Origin of the sequence: Anaerovorax odorimutans (genome assembly GCF_024459955.1) — a bacterium.
GTDB lineage: Bacteria > Bacillota > Clostridia > Peptostreptococcales > Anaerovoracaceae > Hominibacterium > Hominibacterium odorimutans_A.
Genome location: NZ_JANFXK010000002.1, coordinates 189,235 through 202,470 on the forward strand (window position 1 = coordinate 189,235; position 13,236 = coordinate 202,470).

Annotated in this window: 10 protein-coding genes and 1 tRNA gene; 3 read left to right on the forward strand and 8 right to left on the reverse strand. The window is 49.8% G+C overall.

From position 1 onward, the window contains the following. Positions 1–475: 475 nt before the first annotated feature. The 3 genes from NE619_RS03085 to NE619_RS03095 all read right to left on the reverse strand — a co-directional run bounded on the left by NE619_RS03085 (position 476) and on the right by NE619_RS03095 (position 2,855). On the reverse strand, positions 476–1,294 hold the full coding sequence (locus NE619_RS03085; RefSeq protein ID WP_256130898.1) for a MerR family transcriptional regulator: 819 nt from the start codon (positions 1,292–1,294) through the stop codon (positions 476–478). A gap of 89 nt (positions 1,295–1,383) precedes the next feature. Beyond that, the gene (locus NE619_RS03090) at positions 1,384–1,881 is read right to left on the reverse strand and encodes an RNA polymerase sigma factor (RefSeq protein ID WP_256130899.1); all 498 of its coding nucleotides are present in this window, start codon (positions 1,879–1,881) and stop codon (positions 1,384–1,386) included. Further along, on the reverse strand, positions 1,878–2,855 hold the full coding sequence (locus tag NE619_RS03095) for a hypothetical protein (protein ID WP_256130900.1): 978 nt from the start codon (positions 2,853–2,855) through the stop codon (positions 1,878–1,880). Before NE619_RS03095 ends, NE619_RS03090 begins: the two co-directional genes overlap by 4 nt. Positions 2,856–3,041: 186 nt before the next feature. Here NE619_RS03095 and NE619_RS03100 point away from each other — a divergent pair, with 186 nt between their 5' ends. Further along, complete coding sequence (locus NE619_RS03100; protein ID WP_256130901.1) at positions 3,042–4,112, forward strand: CdaR family transcriptional regulator; 1,071 nt, start codon at positions 3,042–3,044, stop codon at positions 4,110–4,112. Positions 4,113–4,117: 5 nt separating this feature from the next. Here NE619_RS03100 and NE619_RS03105 read toward each other — a convergent pair whose 3' ends face one another. Next, a complete protein-coding gene (locus NE619_RS03105; protein WP_256130902.1) occupies positions 4,118–5,854 on the reverse strand; it encodes a hybrid sensor histidine kinase/response regulator in 1,737 nt (578 codons plus the stop codon). 144 nt (positions 5,855–5,998) lie between these two features. Here NE619_RS03105 and NE619_RS03110 point away from each other — a divergent pair, with 144 nt between their 5' ends. Beyond that, positions 5,999–7,381 carry an MATE family efflux transporter gene (locus NE619_RS03110; RefSeq protein ID WP_256130903.1) on the forward strand — a complete coding sequence of 461 codons (1,383 nt, stop codon included), beginning with the start codon at positions 5,999–6,001 and terminating at the stop codon, positions 7,379–7,381. Here NE619_RS03110 and NE619_RS03115 read toward each other — a convergent pair. Together NE619_RS03115 and NE619_RS03120 are read right to left on the reverse strand one after the other, a co-directional pair. Then, positions 7,371–10,136, reverse strand: a complete 2,766-nt coding sequence (locus tag NE619_RS03115) for an SbcC/MukB-like Walker B domain-containing protein (protein WP_256130904.1) — start codon at positions 10,134–10,136, stop codon at positions 7,371–7,373. The genes NE619_RS03110 and NE619_RS03115 overlap by 11 nt on opposite strands. After that, positions 10,133–11,305, reverse strand: a complete 1,173-nt coding sequence (locus tag NE619_RS03120) for an exonuclease SbcCD subunit D (protein WP_256130905.1) — start codon at positions 11,303–11,305, stop codon at positions 10,133–10,135. Before NE619_RS03120 ends, NE619_RS03115 begins: the two co-directional genes overlap by 4 nt. A 631-nt stretch (positions 11,306–11,936) precedes the next feature. On the opposite strand from NE619_RS03120, the gene NE619_RS03125 reads away from it, so the two are divergent. Next, a complete protein-coding gene (locus NE619_RS03125; protein WP_256130906.1) occupies positions 11,937–12,071 on the forward strand; it encodes a hypothetical protein in 135 nt (44 codons plus the stop codon). Positions 12,072–12,220: 149 nt separating this feature from the next. Here NE619_RS03125 and NE619_RS03130 read toward each other — a convergent pair. Together NE619_RS03130 and NE619_RS03135 are read right to left on the reverse strand one after the other, a co-directional pair. Next, positions 12,221–12,296, reverse strand: a tRNA-Ala gene (locus tag NE619_RS03130). Positions 12,297–12,425: 129 nt separating this feature from the next. Next, positions 12,426–13,184: a YdcF family protein gene (locus tag NE619_RS03135; RefSeq protein WP_256130907.1), complete on the reverse strand. Its 759-nt coding sequence runs from the start codon at positions 13,182–13,184 to the stop codon at positions 12,426–12,428. Between the last annotated feature and the right edge of the window lie 52 nt (positions 13,185–13,236).

The window sequence follows — 13,236 nt, forward strand, 5'->3', positions numbered from 1 at the left end:
GGTCGCAAGGCTGCAATCCATCGCTCGCTGTCTGAAAGAACCTCATAATTCATATAACACACATGATACAGGCCGCATATACGTCTTACCCCACAAGCAAGCAGGTTATAACGGTTCAGAAAAGCTGTTGCAAAACGGCATCTACTTTTCTACTATAATTTATTAAAGCGTTTCCGGCGCTTTCGCTATAAAGAAATATGCAAAGCAGATGTTTTTTCAACGTTTCTCTCTACCGCAGCATGCGAAAAAGCAAAATTGGATGGAATCTGAAGCTTTAAATGCTGCAAACCCATTGCTTTCGTCCGCTTTACCCATATTTTTTTCAAAAAGCTCCAAAGAAGCAGTGGCCTCCTGTTCCGGGCAGATCGCCAGGTATCTTGCGAGAACATTGCGGGAACATTGCCAGAATATCGCAAAAGTATTGCAAAACCCGGCGGCACAATGTGCCGCCGGGGAAAACATCCATTCAGGCATTTTATTTCTTTTTCACCGGGAAGCAGACTTCTGTCACCAGCTCTTCTGGGTTCTGCGTCTCTGACGGCCTAACATGGTAGATGCAAAAGGAGGTTCCATCGAATTCATAGCCATTGTCCCTGACCCAATTGGCCACTGCCAGATTGACTTCCGTCAGCTTTTCGTAGCTGCCCTTGTAGGTGGCGGAGGCGATTTGGCATTGAGGCATGGTTTTAAACTTCACATGCTCGGTATCCTCATAGCTTCCCTTCACTGCAATCTGGATTTCAACATCCACGTCCTGATCCTTGTGCCCTTCATCGTAAAACAGCGCCAGACCATAACAGGGATCACCCTGCTGCAGATTCATACCTACGGTTTCTTTATACAGCAGTTCCCAGAGAACCCCTTCCTGGTCGTATGCGGGAATAACCTGGCGCACACTGGCTACATAGCGCTGGGGCATGGTTTTTAAAGTCACATCATATTTCATCATTTCATCGTCCTTTCGTAGCAGCTGGATCGTGTTGTCGAGGAGCAGCAGCCGCTGATTCAGTTCGTCAGCCTGTTCCTGAAGCTCTTCCTTTTTCAGTACCAGAAACTCCTTTAAGGTCTCCGGTTCCTCGTAGCTCTGCAAAATTTCCGAAACCATAGACAGGCTGAACCCCATCATCTTCAGGGCGCTTATCCGACCTGCCAGCGGAAGCTGAGCCTCGCTGTAGTAGCGATATCCGGAAACGGAATCAATTTTTTCAGGCTTGAGGAGTCCGATCTCGTCGTAATGGCGAAGCATACGGATACTGATTCTCGCCAGCTTTGAAAAATTACCTATTTTTAACATTTGTTCTACCTCGCATATGCGTTTTTTGAGCTCAACTAAAGAATACTGCCTGACATGATGTGAGAGTCAAGGGGAAAGAACAAACTTTTTCAATCGTGCGAAAGCTCCTTGCGAAGCACCTCTTTTCCCCGATGATAATTTACCTTTGCAGCAGTTTCACTGATGCCCAGCGATTTTCCAATTTCTCGAAAAGAAAGCTCGAAATAAACCCGCAGAATCAACACGTCTTTTTGCTTTTTCTTCAGACCGCCGATTGCCCTGCGCAGTTCCCCTTTCATCAGTTTTGTTTCACAGATCACTCCCGGATCTTCGCCGCCATCGCAGAGCAATTCTTCTTCCAGCCTGCCAAAGTCCACCGAAACATCTTTATGCTTCTGCAGATATTTAAAATAGCTATTCTTTGCAATCTGACAGAGCCAGGTAAAAAACTGGCATTTCCCGTTGTACCGATGGATGGAGATGAAGGCCTGGTAAAAGGCTTCCTGGGTCAATTCTTCGGCAAGAAGGCGATCTCCGCCAGAAAGTCTGAGAAGAAAGGCAAAGAGAGCATGGTAATACTCCTTATATATAGCACCGAACTCCTTCATACCTGCTCCTTTAGCTCCTTCATCGGCTTCTTTTCGATCAGCACATCGTTATCCTGCGGCCCCGTCTCGCCGCTGGGATCCCAGCAATCGGGCACTTCCTGATAGAGCTCCAGCTCCGAAGTTTCCTCATTGAAGAAAAGATACGTGCCGTCGGCCAGCGGTTTGCCAAAGTGGGCGGCGGCTTTCAGTCTGCTCCGTTCTACGGCTTTCTGTCCCCAGTCCGTCTGTCCTTCAATCCAGGTGTTGAGCCGCACGGCCACGGGCTTTGGAAAGCTTTCATAAATTGACCTGCTTCCGCCATCTCCCAGCTCATAGTCCTTTACGTCCTGAATTTTAAAAGTTTTTCCATCCCAGACTGCGGTCACAATCATGGGCTGCTGTTCAAACCCTTTATATCTCGATTCCGGAGCGCCGTCCACGTTCTCGTATACATTTCCCCTGTATTCGAAAAACTGGTAAGCCGCACCTTTCAGATAAATCCTATACTGATTTTTATCCTGCTCCACATCCAGAATCGATGCGTCAAAGGTCTTAAAAACATTAAAATACTTGCTATAATCAGCTTTGTCCTTATTGCGTTTTTCCAGCTGCTCCGTCATCTGCCGGTACTGCTCCGCTGTCAGGACAGGCGGGTTCTCCTCCACTTTCTCCCAAGGCCACAGCCGCATACTATAATTTCTCCCGTATTCGGACTCGTATACCACCTGCTTGAATCCCAGAGAATAGTAGACAGTCGTGTCTGTCTGCCCATTATCCACCCCGCCCCTGCCCAGGACAATCGGCGGAACCTGACTGGTGACCGCAGCTTTATAGTTTACAATACACACGGTAGCCAAAATCACAACGAATACCAGCAGGACAGTCCCCACAATCCTGCGGCGCCTCACCTTCCTGGCCAGCAAAGAAAACTTTTGATCCGTCGCCTTACCGGGTTCCGACGTTTTCTCAACTTCCAGATTTCTATTTTCGTCCATAACAATACACACTCCTTCGTTTTCTATTTGAAACGTTTCGTAAAGTTAATACGTTTCAGACGGAAAAGGTTACACTTTTTTTCATTTGTTTATAGTATAATGTCCTAAAAGACAACGACGTATGGGAGTTGCTCCCAACTCTCTCGCCTATTCTTGTCATATGTGCCAAATAAAGGAGGGGCTTTTATGTATCTGCGCAAAGATACTGCCGCAAAGATTATCCAGGAGATCAGCATGATCCTGGATTACGACATCAATATCATGGATGAAAAGGGGGCTATTTTAGCCAGCACCAACCCGGACCGGGTGGGAATGTTTCATGAAGGCGCGTTCCGGATCATTCGCCATGGCCTGCGGGAGCTGGCAGTATATGAGGACGGCCAGTATCAGGGCTGCCGCAGGGGAATTAATCTGCCCATATTCCTCAACGACAGGATCATCGGCGTAATCGGAATCACAGGGGAAGTGTCGGAAGTGATGAAATACGGCAAGGTACTGAAAAAAATGACGGAAATCCTTCTGATGGACCTTTTTTCCTACCAGAAGAAAAGCCAGCAGGAACAGGTCCGCCTCATCTTCGTCAATGAATGGATCAATACGCAGCCCTTTGCCTTTTCGCCCGACTTTAAAGAATCTCTGGCAGAGTATGGGCTTCCCATTGAATCAAGCTACGCGGTCTGTCTGGTGACGCCGGCGTCCGTACTGGAAGATGCGGAGGATCTGAAAGAAAGAAGCTTTCTTCATGCCCGAAACGGAGAAACAGGGATTGTGATTTGTGCCGTCTCTTCGGCAGATCAGGCGGAAGCCTTCATAAAAAAAGCGGCCCGCAACTCCGGGGCGGATGAATTTCTGTGCGCCATAGGCGGCATGCAGAAGGATTATACCGGAGTCCGTCACTCTTATCGTCAGGCGCAGAAGCTGATGGCGTTAAAGCGTGGGAAGAAAGGATGTTTTTTCTACGAAGATTCCGTCGCCGAGCTCATTTTAAACGATGTAGACGCGGAATATAAAGAATTGCTGAGCCGCCAGCTTCTCTCACAGCTGACCCGGCAGGAGCGGCAGGAGTTTGCTGACTTTATGGAGGTTTACATCCGCTGCAACGGTTCGGTCAATGCCATTGCTAAAGAACTGTTCGTCCACAAGAACACGGTCCAGTACAAGATCAATAAAATCGTAAGAAAGACAGGGCGTGATCCCCGAGTTCTCAAGGATGCCTTCGTCCTGGCCATGACGGCTCAGTGGATGCAAAGAAACTAAGCCACCTACGGGTTATTTTTTCTCAGCTGAGCCGCAATGGCACCATACAGCTCATCGCTTTTGATCGGTTTGGCAAGGTAGCCGTTCATTCCCTTTTCCATAGCGGCATGCGCATCCTCGCTGAACGCATTGGCAGTCAATGCAATAATTGGAATCGTTGCCGCATTTCCATGTCCGCTGTTTCGGATTTCCTCCGTAGCTTCAAGGCCGTTCAGCTTCGGCATTTGTATGTCCATCAGAATCAAGTCAAAGGTCCCTGGCTCTTCCCTGCAAAATTCCGCGACAACCTCTTCACCGTCCCATGCGTGACGCATTCGTGCTCCCGTTTTTTTCAGCAGGTATTCGATAATCTCCGCATTGATCTCATTGTCTTCGGCGAAAAGAATATTTGCCCTCCCCAGCAGTTCCATATCCGCCTGCGACGGCATATCCAAATCAGGCTCTCTTTCCGCAGCGGCCTCCGCCCGCGCCTGATCCAGCGGAAGGTCAATGGTAAAGACAGTACCTTCATTGGGCTGGCTTTTTACTGACAGAACTCCGCCCATAAGTTCCACCAGCCGGAAGGTAATCGCAAGCCCCAGCCCCGTCCCCTTATGGGCAATCGAAGTAGACTCCTCCTGTTCGAAGGGTTCGAACATTCTGCCCATAAATTCTTCTGTCATGCCGATCCCCGTATCCGATACGGTAAATCGTATAATAGGTTCGCCTTCCCCTTCTATACTTTCGGCATATAAGCTTATCTTTCCTTTCTCAGGGGTAAACTTTATCGCATTGGACAGCAGATTGATAAGAATTTGTCGGATATGCAGCTCATCAGCCGATACCAGTTCCGCCTCCCTGCTGAGCCCCTCTCTGGAAATCAGCAAATCGATCTGCTTTTCTGCCGCCTGCGCACCGAACATATCCCGCAGTTCATCCAGCATTTCATAAAGATGAAATGCTTTGTTACTCAGGAAGATCTTCCCGCTTTCGATCCGCGACATATCCAGAATGTCGTTGATTAGCTCCAAAAGGAATTTCGATATTTTATCAATCTGCGCCAGACACTTATCCACCTTTTTTATATCGGGCAGACTTTCCCTTGCGATCTGTGTCATCCCGATGATACCGTTCATGGGCGTTCGAATTTCATGGGACATTCTGGAAAGAAACCGGCCTTTTTCCCGACTTGCGGCCTCTGCCTGCAACAGCGCCTCCCGCATTTTTTTCTGCCGTGCTCCATAAACTGCCGTTGCTCCTGCAGAAATAATCAAGATCAGATAGAGACTAATCAGCCATCCCTTTGCGCGGTTTGCCTGTTTTTCCGAATACACCTCCGCAGCGGAAACCAGCCTGTCAGCCAAGGTAAAAAATGTCTCACTTTGCGTAAACAGCTTCTCCTGATCGGCACCTTTCCTCACTTTCGCAATTTCGCCTTTCAGATCGTTCCAGGAAGCCTGGACCTGGTCCAGCAGCGCGCAGTAGTCCGCGTCCGTCACTTTCTCCAGCTGGTTTTCTCCCTGGCCGTGCTCCAAATCGTAAAGAATTCCATCTATCCGCTGGAGCAGCGGGTCATCGGATTTTCCGTACAATTCTTCCTTTACAAGCTTTTGCGTGGCACCCCGAACAATGCCTGAATAATTTACAATCCGGGCATTTCCCTGCAGGTTTTTAATGGTATAGAAAGAAAAAATCCCGACTCCGGCAAAGGAGACGAGAATCATCGCGATCATCATTTTTTGCTGCGGCTTCATTTTCTTCATTCTGTTCACCGATTCCTATATGCACTATACACATATTATACTGGCAGCCTCTATGCTTGTCCATTAAAAAATAGAATCACGACTCACATCCTTTCCCAAATCAGAGGGCCGTTTCATATACTATTCTGTAAAGGGGATGATCCATTGTCAAACAAAGAAAATATCAACCGGGAGCTTTTTGAAAAACAGCCTGTAAGGAAAGCTTTTATCACCCTTGCCGTTCCCACTGTTCTCAGTCAGGTAATCATTATTGTTTACAGCCTGGCGGATTCTTTTTTTGTGGGCAGGCTCGGCGATCCGAATCAGGTGGCCGCGCTGGCGATTTCTTTTCCTGTCTTTAATATGCTGACGGCGCTGGCCAATGTATTTGGTATCGGAGCGGCCAGTGTCATCTCCCGCAGCCTGGGTTCCCACAATGGAGAGCGGGCGGCAAAGGCTTCTTCCTGCGCCTTCTGGGGCGCAGTCCTGTCATCCGGGCTGATGGTGCTGATTCTCGTCTGTTTTATGAAAGACATCCTCTTTCTCCTGGGTGCCGGAGAGGATACATACACCTATACCCGGGAATATCTTATCTGGGTCGTTTTATTCGGCGGGCTTCCTGCTGAGCTGTCCCTTCTGCTGGGGCATCTGCTTCGTTCCGAAGGACGGACCAAATCGGCCAGCCTGGGAATGACGCTGGGCGGAGTGCTGAATATAGTCCTGGACCCGCTCTTTATTTTCTGTTTTCACTTAGGTGTGTCCGGTGCGGGAATGGCAACCATGCTTGCTAACACTGCATCCATGCTTTTTTTGTTTTTTATCTTTACACGAATTCGCTTTCATACGGCCTTGTCGCTGGATCCGAGGAAATTCACCCTGGGCGAAGGGATTCTGCTGAGCATCGTATCGGTGGGGCTCCCTTCGGGCCTCAATACCTTTCTGGTCAATCTGGATAACGCCTTAATGTCCGGCCTGACCTCAGCCTATTCCAATCAGGCGATAGCCGCCTACGGAATCACCCAGAAGATCACCACAGCTACCATCCATATCAGCCAGGGCATGGCTCAGGGGATCCTGCCTCTGATCGGCTACAATTATTCACAGGGAAGCCTTTCCCGGGTTCGGGAGACCAACCGTTTTGCCCTGCGCACACTTTTCATCTTCACGATTGCTTTCTTCGCAGCTATCGAGCTCTCCGCCCCCGCTCTTGCCCGCGTCTTTATCGACCAGGCGTCTACTGCCAGGGTGACTGCTGTATTTATGCGCTGCTGGATGCTCTGCTCCTTCGGTATGTGCCTGTTCCAGATGTACAATGCGATCTTCCAGGCGGTAGGGCTATGGAAGCAGGCCCTGCTGCTCACCGTCTGCCGGCTGGGTATCTTTTTCCCGGCGGCGGCTCTGGGGGCGGATGCGCTGTTTTCACTCCGGGGGTTGATGTTTTCCCAGCCTCTTTCGGATACCCTGACACTGCTTCTCTGCATGCTGGCCTACCGTAGAATGAACAGCCGCCTGCTTTCGGACACCGGGCCGGCAAAGCTCAGACAGTAATCACAGCCCTGCTCCCGCCGAATTTATCTTTCTTCACGATGATCTGGCGGTCAATCTTTTCTTTCAGCTCCGACACGTGAGAAATGATCCCCACCAGACGGTTTCCTTCCGTAAGATCCGCCAGTGCCTGGATCGCCTGCCGCAGGGATTCTTCATCCAGTGAGCCAAAGCCTTCATCCACGAACATGGTATCCAGCTTTACCCCGCCGGCAGAGGACTGAATCTCATCGGAAAGCCCCAGCGCCAGCGCAAGGGAGGCTTTAAAGGATTCGCCGCCGGAAAGCGTCTTGACGCTTCTTTCGGTACCGTTGTAGTGGTCGATTACATCCAGCTCAAGCCCACTCTGACTGCGGTTGTTCTCCGCTTCACACCGGCGTTTCAGCTCATACTGGCCGTCGGACATAATCATGAATCTGGTGTTGGCTCTGGCGATGATCCGGTCAAAGTAAGTCATCTGTACATAGGTTTCCAGCATGATTTTTTCTTTTCCGGTAATCGCCCCGCCCGCGGTATCCGACAAGGCTTTCATCCAGCCCCATTGTTCCTGCGCGGATTTAAGCTCCTGCTCTTTCTCGCGGATATGGGAGAAGGAGTCCTGATTCCGATCCAGCCGTGAACGGATCTGTCTCAGTTCCTGGGTAAGCCGGTTCTTTTCCCCTTCCAGGCGGCTTTTTTCTTCGCTCGCCTTATCCGGCTCCATCTCTTCAAAATGGCCGCCCCGTTCATTTAAAGTACGGACAGTCGCCTCAAGCGCCGTAAGCTTTTCCTTGCCGGCCAGCCATTCTTTTTCCGCTCTTTCGAAGTTCTTTTCAAGGGTCGATCGTTTATTGGTCAATGCTTTCAGATGCTTTTCCGCATCTTCTTTCGTGGAAAAATCCAGTTTTTCACTGAGGCTGTGCTCCTGTTCCCGCAGGCTTCTGATCTCACTTTCCAGCTCTGCCAATTCCCGCAAATCCAGGTTCAGTCCCTCTTTTTCTTCCTGAGATTTTTTCTCTAAAAGCGGCAGCTCCTGTTCCAGCTCCACCTTCTTGTTCGCCAGCTTCTGCTGCTGCTCCACCGTCCTGCTCAGCTCCAGGCGCTGCTGATTCAATGTTTCCCGTTCTTCTTCTATGCTCCGGGAAAGCTGGTCAAAGGTGCAGTCTTTAAAAAGCTGTTTCGCCTGCTGATCCACCTCTGCTCTCTGCGCCTCTGCCGTTCCCTTGATTTCACCGGCAGCAGCGCTGGCTTTGCCCATCTCCTCCTGAGCCTTTTCTTTCTTCAGGCGGGCCTGCTCCACTTCCTCTTCACTGGGAGCGCTCTGTGTAAGCCTGGCAGGCTGCGGATGGGAAAGGGAACCGCAAACCGGACACGGTTCGCCTTCTTTCAGCTCCTGCGCCAAAATTCCGGCCTGCTCATCAAGAAACGCCTGGTTTTTTCCTGCATATTCCATTTGCATGAGATCCGCCTGCGCCTTAGCTCCCTGATAGGCAAGAGCAGCCTTTTCCCAAAGCGCCATTGTTTTCTCATACTGTTTCTTCTTCCGGCTAAGCTGCTCCAGCTGATCTGCCATTCTGAGGTTTTCTTTTATCTCCTGATCTGTTTTTTCTTTCTCTATACCGATGTCCTTCAGAGTTTCCAGCGCTTCTCTCTGCTGCCGGATATCCCTGTCCACGGCTTCAATGGAAAGCTCCCGTTCTTTTTTCCTGCGCTCTTTTCGATCGGTTTCCCCGAGAAGCCTTTTTATGCGGCTGCTCTTTTCTTCCAGCTCATCATACTCAGGCAAACGGTTTTTTTCTTTTGCGATCTGCTGTGTCAGTTCCTCCCGTTCCGCCGCCGTGCCAGACTCCCGGTCCAGGATTTCCTTTTTTCTTTTCTGCTCCTGCTGTTCCCTTTCCATGGAGATTTGGGCAGCCTTTAAATCGGCGGCAGCTTTTTGCGCCTCCTTTGCCTTTTCGATTTCAAGATCCAGTGAGCGCAGCCTCTGATCCAGCTGCTGCAGCTGTTCAGTCTTTTGCTCATTCTGCTGGCTGTCCTGCCTGATAATTTTTTCAATCAGCTCCAGCATATCTCCGGCTGCGGGTTCCCCCTCCCTTGCCTGTTGCCAATGGCTGAAATAAGGATTTTCTTCCGCGCACTGAATCCCGTTCACATATTGCTCCAGGCTGGCTTCTACCTTTTTATATTGTCTCTCCTGCGCCAAGGCTTCTGCCTTCAGCTTGCTCTGAAGCACTTCGTAATTTTGGGTGAGGAAAATCTGGCGGAAAATCTTTTTCCGTTCCTCCGTGGGCGCCAGCAAAAGTTTTAGAAAGTCGCCTTGTGCGATCATGGCGATCTGGGTAAACTGGTCACGGTCAATACCCAGAATTTCTCTCACCGCCTCAGTCACGTCTCTGGTCTTGGTTATCACTCTGCCGTCAGGATAGTTTAGCTGCGCCTCCGCTTTTTGAACGGCGGTTCCGCTTCCTTTCTTGGCCGGCCTCAAATATTCCGGACTGCGTCGCACCGTATATTCTTCACGGTCATAGCAAAAGACCAGTTCTACAAAGGTGGGCACGGCCGGATCAGCATATTTGCTGCGGAACATGCTGGTTTCCCGCACAGTTCCGCTGGCTGCTCCAAAAAGGGCATAAGTGACTGCGTCAAAGATGGTCGTCTTTCCGGCGCCGGTGTCCCCTGTAATCAGGTACAGCCCCTGGGTTCCCAGCCTGTCCATTTCTATCACCGTCTCGCCCGCATATGGACCGAAAGCGCTCATAGTCAGTTTGATCGGTCTCATTTCTCATCCTCCCATATTTCTTTTATCAAATTCCGCACCAAATTTTCCTGCTTTTGCGACATGTCCCGTCCGTTCTGCATCCGGAAAAAATCCGCAAACAGCTCGGAGGGCTGCTTTGTTTCGGTGACAGTGGTCAAGTCCGCTCCCTGAGCACGGGTGCGGCTGTTATCGTAATCCAGCTTCATGATATTGGGGTAAACTGCCCTCAGTTTTCCGATAGCGTCGAAAACATCCTCTTCGTCCGTTAAGGTTATGTGCAGGTAGTCTTCCCGCCCGCCGGACTGGTAAAAATCCCTCGTCGTCACTTCCATATAGCTGCCCCTGATTTCCCGCATTTCCCGTTTTGGAATCAGCGGTACGGTCCGCAGAACAACATCCCCTTTCTCCTTCATCTCCACTATGGTAAGAGATTTTTCGTGAGACACCTCGGAAAAAGAGTATTTCAGCGGGGTTCCGCAGTAGCGGGCCAGCTTCGTCTCTCCGTCCTGCTCTTCTTCGGGGGCAAGCCGGATATTCTGCGGGCTGTGAAGATGACCCAGAGCCACATAATCAAAATCCGCAAAAATCCCTGCATCTACGTTATCGGTCCCTCCTACGGAAATCTCTTCGGAGTCGCATCTGCTGGCACCTGTGACAAATTGATGGGTCACCAGGATGTTCCGCTCCTGCGAATCCAGGGACAGCTTGTTCACCGCCGTGCGCAGAGCCTCATTATAGGTGCTGACCTCTCTATCGTCGTCATCGGTGAGAACGGCTTTCACGTGGGCCGGTTTGAGAAAAGGCAGAAGATAAACGTTTATTTTTCCAAAATCGTCTTCAAAGGTCACCGGCCGGATCTGCCCGTCGTAAACTGGGGAAACATGGATGCCGCCAGCTGTCATGAGCCGGGCGCCGAAGGCCAGCCTTTCCGGAGAGTCGTGATTTCCGCTGATAACCAGCACGCTGCGGTTTTGGCGGGAGCATCGCACCAGAAAGTCATCGAATAGACCAACGGCCTCTGCGGACGGAACGCTTTTATCGTAAACATCCCCGGCGATGAGAACCGCATCTGCCTGCTCATCTTCAATCGTTTCCAAAATTTTTTCCAATATATACGTTTGATCTTCTATCATGGAAAACCCGTTAACCCTCTTTCCAAGATGAAGATCGGACAAATGTATCAGTTTCATAAATCCCCCTGTCGATTGACCGGCTCCGCACCGGCCCCAATAAATCAAATCCTGCATGCTGTTATTATAGCACCTCTCTCGCCTGTAGCAAATATCGCGTTTTTAAGTACACTGACCTCTTTTCTTTCTGCCAGTCACAAAGTTAAGTGCGGCATTTTGAGCAGGCGTAATGGTTCGGGTCTGAGATGCTAAGAAAGACTGCCCAAAAGGCAAATTGCTATTTTTATCAACACGCAGCGGGAAACCGGATTTTTGTTGACCTTTTTTCAAGGTTGCGGAGCATACATGTACAGAAACTCGATCAATATGCGTCTTTGAGCAGGAGCAGAGGCCGCAAACCTTGGAAATACCTCAACAAGAAAGCTGAAATAAATCCGTTGTTGAACAAATACGCACATCAGTTAAAAAAGGCCTCGTTCTTCCAGAAAAAAATGTCTGTCCGATTTCGCATTACAATGTGCCAAAGTGTTTTCGGATCTTTCATCAAAAAGGACCAGCGGTTCCGGTAACTAATCCCTTTTTTTCGAAAAGTTACCGCATCTTGCAGCACCGGGCCGGACTGAGTCCACCCATCCGTTCCGGTATAATTTCTTTTTTCTCTGGGAAACTACCTTTGGAGGAGGTGGCATTTATGGATAGAAATTTTAAAGTCGCGGATTTATCGGAAGAAAAGATTGCTGAGATCAATGAGTTTCAGCGGAAGCTGCGGTCAGAGACGAATCAAAATATCGTGCTGATCGCCTATGCGCCCAGCGAAGAGCGGTAATCGCCGCTGATTTTAAGTGGGCTGTCTGAGGCTGAGTTTGGGACCGGAGGCAGGCTGGCAGCTGAAATCCGGTCCGAATTAGGTTGGCGTCATTTTTGCGTCAACAGCAAAAAGAAAACCCTGCAATCGTTAAAATTGCAAGGTTTTTGTGGTGGAGAATAGGGGGATCGAACCCCTGACCTCCTGATTGCGAACCAGGCGCTCTCCCAGCTGAGCTAATCCCCCACGCTGCTATTAATTGAACAGCATTATTATAGCACGATTGGGTTGGAAATAGCAATAAAAATGTTACGTTACTATAAATTCCAGGTGCCGCATATTCACGGATCTAGAACAACTGCATCCGCTTTTAACTCAATTCCCCAACACCCAGAGCTTTACCACAGCCAACGACTCACGCAGGTATGCTGACGGAAGGTAGTACCAATCCGTATCGGCTCCCAATCCGGCAGCTTCTATCCCGGTCAGTTTGGCCATATTTCCGGCTCTGTAAACATGAAAATAATTAGTTATATACACGCACGTATACGCCCTTTCCTGAAAGCGTCCGTCCAGCAGCTCACGGGAAAACTTGAAATTTTCGTAGGTGCTGGTGGCTTTTTCTTCCTTCACGATTTTGTCTTGTGGGATGCCCTTGTCAACCAGATAGGCTTCCATGGCAGCTGCCTCGGTGATCGTTTCCTGTGCGCCTTTGCCACCGCTGACGACAATCAGCGCGCCTGGATTCTTTTCCGAGTATTCTACCGCTTTGTCCAGCCTGTGGGCAAGGGAGCGCGAAACCTGATCGCCGTGAACCGCCGCGCCCAGCACAATGACGGCATCTTCTTTATAAGCCACCGAATCGCTGTGCCCCTGACAAGCGAGAAATCCAATCAAACATATGAGCAGCAGCAAAACGGCCAGCACCGCGTATTTCACGATTCGAGGGAAACCCTTTGCCGTTATCCTTTCTATTTTTTTGTACCAGATGCCATACGCAGCCAATGCGGCTCCCGCCATAAGAACCAGGATCGTACCTGTATTGACATTGGTTTTTACCGCTAAAAGCAGTCCGTCGGCAAGCAGTAAAACGCCTGCGATGAAAATGATTTTTGCAACAATTTTTTTGACCATAAATACTGTAGCTTCCCTTTCTTTAACATTCACCTATGAGCCCTGTGGGGGC